Annotated in this window: 18 protein-coding genes; 1 reads left to right on the forward strand and 17 read right to left on the reverse strand. The window is 51.7% G+C overall.

The annotated features are described in order from the left end of the window. Nucleotides 1-241 precede the first annotated feature (241 nt). From VK70_RS13255 to VK70_RS13335, 17 genes are all read right to left on the reverse strand, one after another. Nucleotides 242-1,036, reverse strand: a complete 795-nt coding sequence (locus tag VK70_RS13255) for a DUF3939 domain-containing protein (protein WP_025700612.1) — start codon at nucleotides 1,034-1,036, stop codon at nucleotides 242-244. 2 nt (nucleotides 1,037-1,038) lie between these two features. Next, a complete protein-coding gene (locus VK70_RS13260; RefSeq protein ID WP_025700610.1) occupies nucleotides 1,039-1,407 on the reverse strand; it encodes a 2Fe-2S iron-sulfur cluster-binding protein in 369 nt (122 codons plus the stop codon). Nucleotides 1,408-1,453: 46 nt separating this feature from the next. Continuing rightward, nucleotides 1,454-2,071, reverse strand: a complete 618-nt coding sequence (locus VK70_RS13265; RefSeq protein WP_025700608.1) for a hypothetical protein — start codon at nucleotides 2,069-2,071, stop codon at nucleotides 1,454-1,456. Nucleotides 2,072-2,247: 176 nt separating this feature from the next. Beyond that, the gene (locus VK70_RS13270) at nucleotides 2,248-2,427 is read right to left on the reverse strand and encodes a DUF2768 family protein (RefSeq protein WP_025700606.1); all 180 of its coding nucleotides are present in this window, start codon (nucleotides 2,425-2,427) and stop codon (nucleotides 2,248-2,250) included. Nucleotides 2,428-2,535: 108 nt separating this feature from the next. After that, nucleotides 2,536-2,811, reverse strand: coding sequence for a stage VI sporulation protein F (locus VK70_RS13275; protein WP_025700604.1), 276 nt, complete (start codon nucleotides 2,809-2,811; stop codon nucleotides 2,536-2,538). Nucleotides 2,812-2,889: 78 nt separating this feature from the next. Further along, on the reverse strand, nucleotides 2,890-3,930 hold the full coding sequence (locus VK70_RS13280) for an NAD(P)H-dependent glycerol-3-phosphate dehydrogenase (RefSeq protein ID WP_046723378.1): 1,041 nt from the start codon (nucleotides 3,928-3,930) through the stop codon (nucleotides 2,890-2,892). Then, nucleotides 3,923-4,540 (reverse strand): glycerol-3-phosphate 1-O-acyltransferase PlsY, encoded by a 618-nt coding sequence (plsY, locus tag VK70_RS13285; protein ID WP_025700374.1) that lies wholly within the window; start codon nucleotides 4,538-4,540, stop codon nucleotides 3,923-3,925. Before plsY ends, VK70_RS13280 begins: the two co-directional genes overlap by 8 nt. A 12-nt stretch (nucleotides 4,541-4,552) precedes the next feature. Next, entirely contained in the window at nucleotides 4,553-5,875 is a 1,323-nt protein-coding gene (gene der, locus VK70_RS13290; RefSeq protein WP_046723379.1) for a ribosome biogenesis GTPase Der, read from the reverse strand. Nucleotides 5,876-6,018: 143 nt separating this feature from the next. After that, nucleotides 6,019-7,299, reverse strand: coding sequence for a 30S ribosomal protein S1 (gene rpsA, locus VK70_RS13295; RefSeq protein ID WP_025688015.1), 1,281 nt, complete (start codon nucleotides 7,297-7,299; stop codon nucleotides 6,019-6,021). Nucleotides 7,300-7,438: 139 nt separating this feature from the next. After that, nucleotides 7,439-8,026, reverse strand: coding sequence for a lysophospholipid acyltransferase family protein (locus VK70_RS13300; protein WP_025699723.1), 588 nt, complete (start codon nucleotides 8,024-8,026; stop codon nucleotides 7,439-7,441). Then, complete coding sequence (gene cmk, locus VK70_RS13305) at nucleotides 8,026-8,733, reverse strand: (d)CMP kinase (protein ID WP_025699721.1); 708 nt, start codon at nucleotides 8,731-8,733, stop codon at nucleotides 8,026-8,028. The genes VK70_RS13300 and cmk overlap by 1 nt, the downstream gene beginning before the upstream one ends. A gap of 275 nt (nucleotides 8,734-9,008) precedes the next feature. Then, nucleotides 9,009-9,662 (reverse strand): flagellar brake protein, encoded by a 654-nt coding sequence (locus tag VK70_RS13310; protein ID WP_025699720.1) that lies wholly within the window; start codon nucleotides 9,660-9,662, stop codon nucleotides 9,009-9,011. 204 nt (nucleotides 9,663-9,866) lie between these two features. After that, a complete protein-coding gene (gene ypeB / locus VK70_RS13315) occupies nucleotides 9,867-11,222 on the reverse strand; it encodes a germination protein YpeB (protein WP_025699718.1) in 1,356 nt (451 codons plus the stop codon). 129 nt (nucleotides 11,223-11,351) lie between these two features. Next, complete coding sequence (locus VK70_RS28555) at nucleotides 11,352-11,498, reverse strand: hypothetical protein (protein ID WP_169733348.1); 147 nt, start codon at nucleotides 11,496-11,498, stop codon at nucleotides 11,352-11,354. Between the two features lie 71 nt (nucleotides 11,499-11,569). Continuing rightward, complete coding sequence (gene prsW, locus VK70_RS13325; RefSeq protein ID WP_025699716.1) at nucleotides 11,570-12,265, reverse strand: glutamic-type intramembrane protease PrsW; 696 nt, start codon at nucleotides 12,263-12,265, stop codon at nucleotides 11,570-11,572. 124 nt (nucleotides 12,266-12,389) lie between these two features. Continuing rightward, on the reverse strand, nucleotides 12,390-13,001 hold the full coding sequence (locus tag VK70_RS13330) for a genetic competence negative regulator (RefSeq protein ID WP_025691205.1): 612 nt from the start codon (nucleotides 12,999-13,001) through the stop codon (nucleotides 12,390-12,392). A gap of 251 nt (nucleotides 13,002-13,252) precedes the next feature. Then, nucleotides 13,253-13,603, reverse strand: a complete 351-nt coding sequence (locus tag VK70_RS13335) for a hypothetical protein (RefSeq protein WP_025699714.1) — start codon at nucleotides 13,601-13,603, stop codon at nucleotides 13,253-13,255. Nucleotides 13,604-13,697: 94 nt separating this feature from the next. Between VK70_RS13335 and VK70_RS13340 the strand changes: the two genes are divergently transcribed. After that, complete coding sequence (locus VK70_RS13340) at nucleotides 13,698-14,636, forward strand: polysaccharide deacetylase family protein (protein ID WP_025699713.1); 939 nt, start codon at nucleotides 13,698-13,700, stop codon at nucleotides 14,634-14,636. Nucleotides 14,637-14,660 lie beyond the last annotated feature (24 nt).

Consider the following 14,660-nt stretch of genomic DNA (forward strand, 5'->3'; position numbering starts at 1 on the left):
TGTATCCGCTGCGGATTTATGACCTGCTTCCACGCAATTTAAAGGTTGTTTCTTAGATTTAAGAGTACGACAGGCGTTACTGCAGCCCGGAAGCTTTCTCATCATGCATATGAACATCCCGCCGGAAATAGAACACCCTTCAGAAACATAGACCGGACAAAACTACTAATCTTTCATCGCACGCAAAAAGACAGTCATCCCACGGACAACTGCCCTTTCATAGCAGATACATGTATTTTTGTTACTCCGCTCCTTGCCCATTGGATGGTGTGCGGGGAACAGGCTGGCCTCCCGCCCAGTAATAGGGGAGCGATTTGACAGGGACAAACCAGGAACTTCCCAGCAGCAGCGGGCGCAGATCCTCGCCTGCGGCCGGCTGCACTCCCGTCTTGTCTATCACAGCCATAATGTCGAATGCGTAATCGGCGTATACACCACCGGACTTATCCATAATAAAATCCATCTCCTGGCCGGAGTACACGCTTGCTAGCTTTATCCATTCCGTTCCTGCCTTCTTGCCGTCGATCTTGTACAGACCTGGATACATTTCTCCGGCGGCGGGCAGCTCTCCGTTATGGGCCGAGCGGTACAGATTCACCTTCCGCTGGACATCGTTCACTGCCTGAACCGTAACCAGATCCATCACCTTAACCGTCGGATCTCTCTCCTCATCCAGCAGCAAAAAATAGGCGCTGCCTCCCTTTTCGAAGGCCGCTGCCGGAATATCGTCCAAATAACCCTTTTTGTTCAGCTTGTCCAGATCTATCCGAAATTTCTCGAACCTTGGGGTGGCCCCGTCCGCGTTCAAGATTGGAAGCACGCCCTCCTCCTTGTAGAAATCGTCGACAGCCGACTGAACCCGGCTCACACTTTCACGGTAGCTGACGGCGGTCTTTCCTTCCTCCCTGCCGGTATACAGGCAGCCGGACAGGAAGAGAGTAAGGACTATCGTTCCCAGCACGCCCGCAGAACGTAATGGCGGCAGAATGACTCCTCGAATGACTCCTGCCCGGCTTGACGGCCTCTCCTTCGGCATACTTACCACAATTCATCCTCGCGGCCGCGCCGCGCCTCTTCCAGCCTGCGCCTCACGGCAGCTTTCAAAGGGTCTTCGGGAATGGTCACACGAATGTCTCCCTGCACAATCGCCTGACAGGCGAGACGGACGCCATCGCTAAGCTGGCTGCCCAGTTTGCGCCGTTCGATATCTCCAGGAGGCTTAACCCCGCCCGCAGTCTCATCCTCAACCTTGACCTTGCACATGAGGCAGCCGGCTTTCCCGTCGCAGCGGGAAGCTATTTTAACGCCCGCCTTGCGCGCTGCTGTGAGCAGCGATGCGCCCCCGGCAATTTCGGTCTGCCGCCCCTCCGGCAAGAAAACAACCTTATATCCTCTATGCGTCTTCATCGATGTCAGTATCCTCCTCTTAGCGCTCCAAGTACGAACAGCAATATTATGAACAGAGCGCGGTTACCCCCAGCAGCTCCCCAAGCAGCCCAATATGGGTAAGCTCCAGCGAATTGCGCCGGATCAGCGTTTGAACCAGCGGCAGGTGAGCAGGTAAATTTCTCCTCATGACAGAGGCGATCGCCTCATAACGGTCTCTCCGTCCGCGTAGCACATTGAATACAAATTCATGGGCCAAAGGCATAAGCCGCAGCCTTCCGATGCCGGGATAATCCTTGGCGGGCGCTCCCGCCTGCAGAAGGCAGGTCTCCACATTGTACTTCGATGGACCGCTGCATACTTTAAACCCGCATACGAGTTCCAAATGATAATCATCCAGCCGGTAATGACCAATTAGCGAAAAGCATCCGCAGCTCGAGTCTTCGGCCGGTTTCCCGCAAGCATATCGTCCAAGAGCGGAATGGAGCCTGTCCACAGCCTCCAGGTCCGCGTACAGATCGATATCGCGAGGAGGCGCCGCAAGCGGCACATCGTGCAGAAGCAGCCCGCAGCTTCCTCCCAGGAGACATAACGGCGGGTCTTTCTCTTCCCGAAAGCATAATGCATCAGCAACCTGTACAAGAGCCTTGCGCAGCCCCTGAGGCATAGTATCACCGGCTAACATTCCTTCACGCCCCATTCCTTCAAAAATCGTGCTACGATTCAATCAGAAATATGTTCAGTTCGACGTTGAGAGGTTACCTGTTACTTCCAGTATGGCCTGGCAGACCAGCGCTGCAGCCTTTGTTCAATTATGCGGACCGTTCCTTCCGTCTTACCGCAGCAGTTATATGTAACGGCTTACATAATTGAGGCCATGCCGCCAAGCAATCCGATTAGCATGATGACAAAAGCGATGACGGACAACACTCCGCGGAGCATGCCTTTCGTCCTGCTACGGGCAAACGTAATCAGAAATACGGACAGACCCATTATCAAAATGGAAATCAGGGACATCCACATTTTGGTCATCGGGTCCATTCGCAGGCCTCCTTTCAACTGGATATTATAGGCATATTATAACACGATTACAAAAAAAAGAGCATCGGAACCGCGTTGGTTCTTTTGCTCTTTTCGGGAAGAATACTCCTATTTTTTTAGCATCATTTTCATTAAGGTTTCAATGCTGCTCGGATTCGCTCCGGTCTTCTTCACAGCACTGATAATTTCCTTAATCGTAGCTTCGCTGACCGGCACATTGGCCATCGCTGATACCTGCTTGATCAATTGGCGGAGCTGGGCTTCACTTTGCAGCGTCCCCGGCTTTACCGTACCGGCCAGCCTTTTAACGGCGCCTTCCGAGATGTTTTTGCCCGCCTTTTTATTGATGGCGTTCAAGGCGTCCTTGGAAAAATTTCGGCTCATTTGTCATCCCTCCTCCGTCAATCCCCGATACAGCATATGAGGAAATCCGGTAAAAGGTGAGGGCTCTCCAAGGTTACTTCATGTATGCCATTGCTCCCATGTTTCCTGGGAGATGGACTCGAGTTCGGCTTTCGGATCGCGTCCCATAAGCGCTTCGACCGCTTCCCGCGGACTCCGGCCAAGGAACAGCACATGATAAATCTGGTCCGTAATCGGCATTTGTACGCCCAATTTGGCGGAGATTGCGTAGGCTGCCTGGGTTGTGCGTATGCCTTCTACCACCATGCCCATCGAACCCAGCACCTCATCCAGCGGCTTGCCCTGTCCGAGCAGCGAGCCTGCCCGCCAGTTGCGGCTGTGCTTGCTTGTCGCCGTTACGACCAGGTCGCCGATTCCGGCGAGACCGGCGAATGTCAGAGGGTTCGCCCCAAGCTCTACACCTACGCGGGAGATTTCCGCGATGCCCCGGGTAATCAGCGCCGCCTTGGCGTTATCGCCGTAACCGAGGCCGTCGGACATTCCCGCGCCGAGTGCAATGATGTTCTTGAGCGCTCCAGCCAACTCCACGCCAAGCATATCGCGATTTGTGTATACACGGAAGTCATTGTTCATGAACAAATCCTGAGCCCGTATCGCGGCTTTCTCATCCAGCGATGCGACGACGACCGTTGTCGGACAATGGCGGACGACCTCCTCCGCATGGCTCGGGCCGGAGAGGACAACGATACGGTCTTCATTACAGCCAAGCTCCTCGGATATAACCGTGGACATCCGTTTCATGCTCTCTGTCTCAAAGCCTTTGGTCGCATGGACGCAGAGCATCTCTTCCTTCCAGTGAGTCTTCAAACTGCGGGCGACCTGACGCATGCCCGATGAAGGAGCCACGATGACGACCGCTTTGGCGTCCGTCACAGCCTCTGCCATATCGGTTGTCGCGGTAATGTTCTCGGGAAGAACCGCTCCCGGCAAATAACGCTCGTTCGTATGCCTGGCGTTGATCTCCTCCGACTGGGATGCGTTCCGCGTCCATAGATAGACCTTTGGATGGTTCGCCGCCAGAACGCTTGCCAGCGCTGTTCCCCAACTGCCCGCGACGAGTACGGCGACTTTGTCAGACAACGCGCTTCCCTCCTTTGGACTTGGAGCCGATTTTATTCTCGCGCCGCTGCGCAATTTTAATTATATTCGTCCGGTGCCGCCAGAATGCAAAGACAGCGATGATCAGGCTGGTCCACAGAACCGGATATGTAAACCCGGTGAACAGCAGGAACACCGGCGTCAATGCAACGAACAGAAGGGACCCGAGCGAGACGTAACGGGTGACAACGATGGACAGAATAGCGATAATTCCTGCGTAAAGCGCGGGAAAAAAGGCTACTGTCGCCATGACACCAATCGTCGTCGCGATGCCTTTCCCGCCTTTGAAATGAAAGTAAAGCGGCCAGTTGTGCCCGATAATCGCCGCAATACCGCATGCGACGGAGACCCAGCCTCCCCATCCGCCTGCCCATACCCCGAGCCAAACGGCGGCAATGCCTTTAAGCACGTCCAGAGCAAGCACCAGTATGGCAGGTCCTGTTCCAAGAACCCGCAGTGTGTTGGTTGCTCCCGCGTTACCGCTGCCGTAATGGCGGATATCAATGCCCTTAATCAGCCTTGCCAGCAGCACGCTAAAGCTGACGGAGCCAAGCAGATAACTAACAACAATTACTACGATTTCAAACGCCACGCTTCTTCTCCCCTATTCATCGTCGGATTTGCGCCGTGTAAAGATTCGGATCGGCGTCCCCTCAAAATCAAACGCACCGCGGATTTTATTCTCCAGGTAACGTTCATAGGAGAAGTGCATCAGCGAAGGATCGTTGACGAACACCACAATCGTCGGCGGCTTCACGGCCACCTGAGTCACATAATTGATACGCAGACGGCGTCCCTTATCGGTCGGCGGCGGATTGATCGCGACGGCATCCGAGACAACATCGTTGAGAAGATGTGTCGCGATGCGCAGGGAATGCTGCTGCGCGACATGCTGCACAATAGGCAACAGCTTATGCAGGCGCTGTTTCGTCAGCGCGGACAGGAAGACAACCGGCGCATAAGTCATGAACAAGAAATGGTCGCGGATCTTGTTCTCGAATTGCTGCATCGTCTTATCGTCCTTCTCGACAACATCCCACTTATTGACCACGAACATCGATGCCTTGCCGGCGTCATGCGCGTAACCGGCGATATGCTTATCCTGATCGATGATGCCCTCTTCACCGTTAATAACGACGAGCACGACATCCGCTCGTTCAATGGCCCGCATGGCGCGCATAACGCTGTATTTCTCCGTCGTTTCATACACTTTGCCGCGCTTGCGCATCCCGGCGGTATCGATCAGCACATAGCGTTGTCCGTCACGTTCAAACGGCGTATCGATTGCATCGCGGGTCGTTCCCGCAACATCGCTGACAATAACGCGTTCCTCGCCGAGAATCGCATTAACCAAGGACGATTTGCCCACATTTGGGCGGCCGATCAACGCAACGCGGATCACATCCTCGTCGTATTCCTCGTCCTGCGGCTCCGGAAGCCGCTCCGTAACCTCATCCAGCAAATCGCCGATTCCCGTGCCGTGGCTGCCGGAGATGCCGATCGGATCTCCGAAACCTAGGCTGTAGAATTCATAGATATCCTCAGCCCGCTTCATATTGTCCACTTTGTTGATTGCGAGTACGACCGGCTTGCCTGACCGGAACAGCAGCTGAGCCACTTCTTCATCCGCATTGGTCAGTCCGCTCTTCGCTTCACACATAAATACGATAAGATCCGCTTCTTCGATCGCCAGCTCCGCCTGAATACGGATGGATTTCAGAATCATATCCTCACCATCGATCTCGATGCCACCCGTATCAATTACGCTGAACGCCTTGCCGTTCCATTCCGATACCCCATATATCCGGTCGCGGGTGATTCCGGGTTTATCCTCTACAATAGCCAGCCGGTCACCGATTAGCCGGTTAAAAATCGTTGATTTCCCTACATTGGGCCTTCCTACGATGGCCACAACGGGTCTTGCCATATTTCATTCCTCCTGTCTGCCTTACGTTTCCCATCATAGCAAAAAAGCCTTCACTTGGCTAACGCCTAAAAACACAATCGGCGAACCCTCTTATAAAAGGGTTCGCCGATTAGTATACCCATTATGTCAGACAAAAAAAGGAATTATTTCCCCTTGAATTTGTCCAGCTTGTCGCCGAAACGTTCGGCCAGCGTAAAGCTGAGTCCTTGGTTGCTAAGCGAAACATTGGGGTTGTCGAGCACTTCTTTAGGAGCACGGTCTCTGCTTCTTTCCGGCTTGGCAGCAGGCGCCGGAGCTTCTTCCGTTTCCTTAATGCTTAAGGAGACGCGCTTCTCGGACGGATTGAAATCCAGTACCTTCACTTGAACTTCCTGTCCTTCCTTAAGCACTTCATGCGGTGTGCCGATATGCTTATGGGAAATTTGCGAGATATGCACAAGACCCTCTACGCCAGGGAAGAGTTCAACGAACGCGCCGAAGTTGACAAGACGTTTTACTTCGCCGGTTACCACATCGCCGATATGGATTTTGTCGGAAGCCGTGTCCCAAGGACCAGGCGTTGCCGCTTTGATACTCAGGCTGATTTTGCCTTTTTCCGGATCGACTTTCAGCACTTTTACACGAACCTTGTCGCCTTCGGAAATCACATCGGAAGGTTTGTCGACATGGCTCCAAGCGATTTCGGAGACGTGAACGAGTCCATCAACGCCGCCCACATCGACAAACGCGCCGAATTGAGTCAGACGCTGTACCGTACCTTCGATGATTTCGCCTTCGGTGAGCTCAGCCATAATTCTTTGCTTGTTAGCTTCGAATTCCTCTTCGAGCACTTCCTTCGCGGAGAGAATAACCTTTCCGTTCTCACGGTCAAGCTCTTTCACTTTTACGCGAAGCGTACGTCCTTTGTAATCGCTGAAATCTTCAACGAAATGACGCTCAACCATGGAAGCAGGGATAAATCCGCGGGCGCCCACGTCGGCAACCAGACCGCCTTTGACAACGTCGGCCACGGTGACTTCGAAAGACTCTTGAGAATTGTAGTATTTCTCCAGGTCGTCCCAGGATTTCTCGCTGTCCACTGCGCGTTTGGAAAGAACAAGGCTTTCCTTGTTGTCGTTGATGCTGACAACCTTGCACTCCACTTCTTGTCCGACTTCAACAGCCGAAGCGGCATTGTCGAGTTGAACGGAAGACAATTCGCGAATCGGAATGACGCCGTCATATTTATATCCAATGCTCACATAAGCTTGGTTATCTTCGATTTTGACGATCGTTCCTTTCACGGTGTCGCCTTTTTTCAAGGAAATGATTTGCTCCAGCGCATCCTGGCTTGCGATTTCCTCTTGATTGCTAGCAGCGGAATCTACCGCCTCTACGGATTCGTTGTTCTCCGCAGCTTCCTGATTTCTTATTTCTTCAGACATGTGATTACCCTCCTCGATTCAAAACCCCATTTATTTAAACCCGCACTAGAGCAGGGTTCAAAACATACATCTTTAACAAATGCCCCGCTATAGATGTTACTTATCCTATTATGTTCCAAATAATAACGGCTATGCCGCTTTATTTCCCGCTTGGCTTGCCGGTTTCCAGCATCTCGCGAATCCGGGCCATGATAAGATCGGTAACCGCTTCAGCCGAATCGCTGCCGCCTGCGGCATATTCGCTCAGATCAATCGGAGCGCCGTAAACGACGACCATCCGGCGAAATGGCTTGTAATGGCCGGTTATCGCCGCTGGAACAACTGCCGCGCCGCTGCGGAGGGCAAAGGTTGCCGCTCCCTTTTTGGCAATTCCAGCATCGCTGTTCCGCGTCCCTTCCGGGAAAATACCCATTACCTGACCACTGCGGAGTAAATTAAGCGCCGTTTTAATGGATTCCTTGCTTACGCCGCCGCGTTTAACCGGAAAAGCGCCAAGCTGTCTGACCAGCCAGCCGAGAACCGGAACGTTGAACAGCTCCGCCTTGGCCATGTAGTTCACTTTGCGCTCCAGCTTAATACCCATTGTCATGGGATCAAGGTTGCTGATGTGGTTGCCGCAGAGCAGCACTCCGCCCTCTTTCGGAATATTCTCCATTCCCACCGTCTTTAGCGGAAACAGAACGGAATAAATCAAGCGAAGCAATCCTCGGCAAATGACATAAATCATTAATGATTTCTCTCCCCGCGGGCATAAGATCTGCAGTGGGACACGATTGTCTCCACAACCTGTTCGATATCCATCGACGTCGTATCGAGCAAAATGCTGTCATCCGCGCGCCGAAGCGGCGAAATTTCCCGATTCTGATCAAGAAGGTCGCGCTGCGCAATATCGTTCTCAAGCTGCTCCAGAGTCACCTGTTCCGCATCCTTCAGCTCCTTGTAGCGGCGGAGCGCCCGCTCCTCCACGCTTGCCGTCATGAAAACTTTCACTTCGGCATCCGGCAGTACGGTTGTGCCGATATCGCGGCCGTCCATTACGACCCCTTTGCCAATCGCCATCTCGCGCTGCAGCTGGCTCAGCCTTGTTCGGATGGACTCAATCTTGGCATACTGCGATACCATGCCGCTGACCTGCAGACTGCGGATATGGGGAGTCGCGTCTTCCCCGTTGATTATCACTTTCTGCACATCTTCTCCGGGTATTAATTCAATCACCATATTTCGTACTGTTTGAAGCACGTTATCATGATCATCCGGCATAATGTCTTTGCGGATCATATACCAGGTCACCGCCCGGTACATGGCTCCCGTATCGACATAAATGTAAGAAAGCTTCTGTGCTACCATTCGGGCTACTGTACTCTTGCCCGCCCCGGCAGGTCCGTCGATAGCGACGTTAATTTTGTCAGCGATATGTGTCCCCTGCCTAACCAAAGGGGCATTCCTCCTCAGGCATAATGCCAAGACCGCGCTTGGCGGTTGATCCACTTGACACACCGGAAAGCACGAACATAAATTCATACTTTCTGATATCTTCAAGAAAAAAGCAGGCATTGCCTGCGACTTATAAAATTATACCACAGTTTGTACAGCAGTGCAAAATCGCATAGACTCAAAATACAGCGCACAAATCGGGGAATGGCAGCAAAATTCAGTGTATTTTAGAGCTCTTTGCACGAATCCCGCGTGAAACTAATGGCAGACTCGCTTTAACGGTTGCGGAAATCAAACTGCCGCTCGAAGCAGAAGCGGATAATTTTCTGACGTTCGCCATCCAAGATGTTAACGAACTTGAGCATGGCCACACTCCGACCGTTATCGAGCTCTTTCATCCGCACCACCTCGGCTTCGAAGTAAGCATGTTCGTTCGATCCGTTACGGTAAGGGATAAGAAGCCAGCACTCCAGCCGATCCCCCACTTCAAGCGGAACGCTTACATCCGTCCAAAATGAAGTTCCGCCGCCGCCGATATCTTCGGTCCGAACGAGAAAGCGAATGCCCGCCGCTGTTCTGACAGCCAGCTCCAGCTCTGCGCTGACACGCAGGAAGCTTCGTCTTTGTATTTTCAGAACCTCATCCTTCGCCGGCTTGTGCACCCGCACCATTCGGATGACGTCTTCCTTGAAACCGAGCACATGCGTATAAAAATAATTCTTGATTCCGCCCTCGCTCATAAAATAAACCGACAGCTCATCCCCGATATACAGTTTCTTAAGGCGTCCGCTGCTTTCCTGCATCGGAATTTCTATCAGAAATGCTTCATCCTCCAGTTCAGTTATTCTGGACCGGTATTCGATTTCCGATTCGAAGGCGTCGCTGGATGCTACCTGGATGAACAGTTGGTCGTTAATTTTGGGATACAAACATGTCACCGCCATTGAAATTAGTAAGATATTCTACTGGCGATTATACCATGTGATGCGGCGGCTGGGTGAGAAAATATTACGGGGACGCTTCAGTGTCAATCCATTCAGGGATACCGGGGTCCATATCCATTATCACATGAAAAAGGCCATCCGCAAGCGGACAGCCTTCATTTTGCATCTAATTAAAACTCTTCAAAGTTGTTATTTCTTCTGGGCGCCGGAAGGGGTCCGGATCTCTTCAACCGATTCTTCGATACCGGTGTCTGCATTCAGATATAGGCGATACTTGGAACCGTTAATCCGGCCGCCAAATTCGTAAGTGAGCACTTCCTGACCCTCGTCATTCTCAATCAAGGCGAGGCGGTTATAGGTCTCCCGGAGATCCGGGTTAAGCTTTTTCCGCACTTCGGCAAGACTCATTCGGGGCTTCGTAATTTTGCGGTTCTTCTCCTGATGCTCATTGACATAATCGCTGGACTGAAAACCGGTGGCATGGCCGTTGTCGAGTCCGACGCGCACCGTTATTTTTTCAGGATAGATCAGCACGCCGTTCTGCTTCGTCACAAAAGTGAAATTGCCCATATTTCCGTAACGGTCGGCGCTGACGGGCGTCATGTTCGAGTACCCTTTGCGTTTCAGGAATTCTCCGGCTTTCACAACGGCATCATCCATGGATACCTTCGGGGCGCCAACCTCGCGGTCATTGTGATAAGAAATCAGCAGCCCGCCTTTTTTTGTGAAATCCATGCTCACTATTTCATTTGCTCCGCTTACCGTCGCCGTATACGATTCCCATTCCGTGCCTTTTCCGTTCTCGGTAACGTGTACTTTGGCTCCGCTGCCGAGATCCGCATACTTCAGCGCCTTGCGGCGGATATCTTCAGGGGAGACGGGAGGACCGTTCAGCTTTTTGACGGCACGTTTATTGTAAACGCTGGCCACGGATGGCCCCCAATTCAGCTCCGGATAGGCGCTCACCCTTTTATCCACTGTTTTGAAACCGTCGATGATCGTGTTGTCCTCGGCTTTTTTCTCCGTTGCCAGCGCCGACTCAACATCCATCCACCGCAGGTGATTCGTAATGACCTTGTGTTGTACCTCCTGAAGATTCTTCGAAATTTCGCCGGAGTTTTTATACAAAGCCTTCAGATTTTTCATTTCCCCATCGGATATAGGCTTAGTTTTGTAGTCGCGCACTGCCGCCTTGTACGAGAAGTTGGAGATCTTGGAGAGGAATTCCTCCGTCTTGCTGAAAGGCAGCAGGGTCAGCGGGAGCTGGTTGATCTCGCTCTGCGCCTGGCTGGTTATCCGCCACACATTCGTTAGAGACTTGCGGTGCATTCCATCGGAGGTCGAGCTGACGGCAAGCACGTTGCCCAATTCGCCATGCAGCCGCTCCATATGATAAGACAGATCATGGAAGGACCGCTGGTATTGATTTTCCGCTTTCAGCAAAACCGCGTTCTTCTCTTGATTCTCCTGATAGCCCCACACAAGCGCCCCGATGAGCAGAATCAAAGTTAACGGAAACAATACGGCACTCATTCTTTTGTACATATGCCTTGAAGACTCCCTTCTGGTAGCTTATTGCCGTTAGTTTGACTAAAGTAAAGAAGTCTTATGCACCAGCCGCAAAGAGAATCGGTATGGGAAGTGTACATGAGAGCAAAAAAGAGCAGCGCCTTATTAGACCTGCTCTTCAATCAGAAATCCTTCGGTGCAGTTGCATAGACATTGCTTGAAGCCCGTCTGGATAATCCCATGATATTTTATGCCGCGCAGAATATAGCTTTCCCCGCACTGCTTGCACACGATTCGCACCTTTACACGCAAAAAAAGACACCTCGCTTTACAGTCTAATCTTCCCTGTGGAAGATCTGCCCGTAACAGTGTCTCCATCTGCACTATAGATTAACCTCTTCCTCCCGTTTCAGCAGGCGAAAAGGCGAAAGGCTGTTGGCGCGCGCCACTTTAATCATGCCTCCATACCATAAGAAGGCCATTAACGGCACGATATACCAAATCCAATAGTTTGCCATCGTGTTCAAAATAAAATCGTAAATTCCGTGCCAAATCCAAGGAAGAAGCAGCGATACGATAAGGATGCCGCGCCTTCTGCCCCCCTTCGAGAATTTGGCTCTGCCAAGGTGATACCCCATCACAACACCGAACATGGCATGCCCCGATACCGGAAGAAGCGCTCGAAGAAACATGGAGCCAAGCGAAGCATGGCTGTACCAGGCGTACATCACATTCTCAATCGTCGCAAAACCAAGCGAAATCGCCACGGCATAGAGTATGCCGTCATACGGTTCGTCGAACTCGGTATGATTGTAGATGATGTGATACATCACAAACCATTTCAAGCACTCTTCCACTCCGGCGGAGATTAGAAATGATTCCGTGTAAGGACCCGTATCCAGCCCCAGCGTCAGTCCTCTCTGAATAATCATGACCGGAAAGACGATCAGCAGGCCCAGCAAAAAAACTTTAAGCACCATATGGAGCGGCTCCTGGTCATACTTGTCCTTCAGGTAAAAATAAATCAGCAGAGCAAGCCCCGGTGCCACTGCCGACGAAACCACCGATAACAAAAGCACCGAACGTACCTCCCCGCTTGTCAAAATAAAAGAATAGCCGGCCTATCCCCTATGAAAAAGGCAGGACCAGCCGGCGTCGTCGTAACAACAGGTAAAGGGTCTCCAAAGTTCCACCCCTTCCTTATTATTCCTGGCGTTTGAAAAAGGCGCAAAGCTGCTGAACGGCGTTCTCCGCCATAACCGTCTTGCCATATTCGTTCAGTACCGCCTCGGTCACCGGAGATGAATCGCCGAATTCCGCGAGTACGGCGACAAGCGCTGACAGTGCGGGTTCCTCAAATTCTTTCGGATCGAAATAGAGGTACCATTTATCCTGATAAGAGTACAGCTTGCCTGCGGAAGTAATATTGCCGATGAGCACATGAGCCGCTTCAACCACAACTTCAAAATCGCGGAAAGCGTAGACAATGGAGTCCGCCTGTTCAAGGGTGACTTCCATTTCGTAAATCTCATCCGGCAATTCTTCTTCACCTGACGAACCGTACTGATGATCGTATTTGCCCCGGGTGACGATGACGACCATGCCTTGTGCAGGCAGAGCGAACACTTCCACGGCAAGAGGACCGGTTGCGTCAAATCCGAGTTCATTATATGCCTGGTCCATCATTTCCGTAAAAAGGTCATGAACTTTGGGGACTTCCTGCCACATATCTTCCTTCTGGATTCCCCGCTCGCTCAGATCGTCAAAAGTGAGGAAAATCCGTATCTTATCTTGACTTAAACGCTCTATTCTCATGACAGGATCCTCCTTTTGAAAGCTCACATTTATTATAGTGTATGATGAGTCCCGAGTAATGAGCCAAAAATGGTTATTATGGTGATTGATATGTATGTATGTTACCATTTTGGCGGGATAAATGCACGTAAATATATTATAAGCGGGAAAAGCAACATTTTCAAAAGTAGGGGAGCGCTTCTTCCTAACTAAAAAAGAATCATCCTGGAGAAAAGGGAGCTCCAAAATGATTCTTTTGGCCTTTGCTGCGGTTACAAGCCCGGTACGGCTGTATGGGTTTCTTTGAGGATTTTTTCCACGTCGTGTTTGACATCGGGATTGCTGCGGATAAAATCCTTAAGCATGCTCAGGCTGGCTTCTTTGGAACGGATAGGCGAAGCGGTCTTATTTCCATCCGATCCGGAGCTTTCCGTTTTGGCCGGCTGCTGATTTGCGGAAGTACTCCCGAAGCCTGTTGTCGCCATGTTAATAATTTTATTTTTGGCTTTTTCGGCGGCCCCGGATTGACCGAGCATCGGCATCAACATGTTCCGGTTCTTGGACATAAGCATACTGGCGGCGGCGCCCAGCATTACCCCGAAAAAAAATGACGAAGTCTTCACATTTATTACCTCCTTGTATGATAAAATCATCTCTAGTGTTCGCAGAAGATTTCCGCCTCATACAGCTTAATCACACGAAAGCGAGTTGAAATAAGTGGGTAAACAGACAGCTGCGCTGCTGCTTGCCGCCTTTCTGCTGACATCGTGCAGCAGTACGGAGAACACGGCTCCGGATGGCGGAAAGACGGCTGCGCCAAGCTCAAATGCTTCATCTTCAGCGGCCCTGCCCGGAACGTCTACAGCAAGTCCCTCCATACAGCCTTCTGCTGCCGTCGGCAGTAAGGGTCCTGCTGCATCGCCGGAAGCTTCCGCCTCGCAGGCTGCCGGATCGGTTAACGGCGGCGCAAATCAGGAGGAACAGGCCGGAAGCGGAACGGAAGCTCAAGTACCGCTGCTGTACCACATGAACAAGAATTACGATATTAAGCCCAATGAAGAGAGCACGAACAAAAAGGTCGTACTGCTGACGTTCGACGACGGACCTAAGGAAGCAAAGCTGATCAATTTAATCTTCGACACGCTGGATAAACATAAAGCCAAAGCGATCTTCTTCGTCAACGGGTACCGCATCAAGGAGCACCCGGAGCTGCTGAAGCTGATTCAGGAACGCGGCGGAATCATCGGCAATCATAGCTGGGATCATATCGTTCTCAAAGATAAGCCGTACACCGCCGTCAAGAAACAAATTGAAGATGTGCAAAGAATTGTAAAGGAAGTCACTGGAGAAACGCCGGTATTCTTCCGGCCTCCCCATGGGGCGGGCGGAGATGTCGGCAGAAAGATCGCTGCGGAGAACGGAATGCTGTACATGACCTGGTCGAACGGCTCCCTTGATTGGACGATGAAGGAAAAGGACACAGGCAAGACGGAAAAGCTGATCAAGAACGTTACCGATCAGCTCCATCCCGGCAGCAATATCCTGATGCACGAACTGCCGTGGACGGCCGAGGCGCTGGATAAACTGCTGACGACGCTTACGAGCAAGGGCTACGGCTTCGCCGATCCGCGCAGTATCGAGCTGAAAATGCGGTAAGCCGGAATTAACGGAATAAAGGCC

Origin of the sequence: Paenibacillus durus ATCC 35681 (assembly GCF_000993825.1) — a bacterium.
In the GTDB taxonomy this organism is placed as follows: domain Bacteria; phylum Bacillota; class Bacilli; order Paenibacillales; family Paenibacillaceae; genus Paenibacillus_AQ; species Paenibacillus_AQ durus_B.

Coding starts and splice junctions, on each gene's coding strand:
- VK70_RS13255 (WP_025700612.1), bottom strand. CDS start 1,036: ATGCCGAAGGAGAGGCCGTCAAGCCGGGCAGGAGTCATTCGAGGAGTC.
- VK70_RS13260 (WP_025700610.1), bottom strand. CDS start 1,407: ATGAAGACGCATAGAGGATATAAGGTTGTTTTCTTGCCGGAGGGGCGG.
- VK70_RS13265 (WP_025700608.1), bottom strand. CDS start 2,071: ATGTTAGCCGGTGATACTATGCCTCAGGGGCTGCGCAAGGCTCTTGTA.
- VK70_RS13270 (WP_025700606.1), bottom strand. CDS start 2,427: ATGGACCCGATGACCAAAATGTGGATGTCCCTGATTTCCATTTTGATA.
- VK70_RS13275 (WP_025700604.1), bottom strand. CDS start 2,811: ATGAGCCGAAATTTTTCCAAGGACGCCTTGAACGCCATCAATAAAAAG.
- der (WP_046723379.1), bottom strand. CDS start 5,875: ATGGCAAGACCCGTTGTGGCCATCGTAGGAAGGCCCAATGTAGGGAAA.
- rpsA (WP_025688015.1), bottom strand. CDS start 7,299: ATGTCTGAAGAAATAAGAAATCAGGAAGCTGCGGAGAACAACGAATCC.
- VK70_RS13300 (WP_025699723.1), bottom strand. CDS start 8,026: ATGATTTATGTCATTTGCCGAGGATTGCTTCGCTTGATTTATTCCGTT.
- ypeB (WP_025699718.1), bottom strand. CDS start 11,222: ATGTACAAAAGAATGAGTGCCGTATTGTTTCCGTTAACTTTGATTCTG.
- VK70_RS13330 (WP_025691205.1), bottom strand. CDS start 13,001: ATGAGAATAGAGCGTTTAAGTCAAGATAAGATACGGATTTTCCTCACT.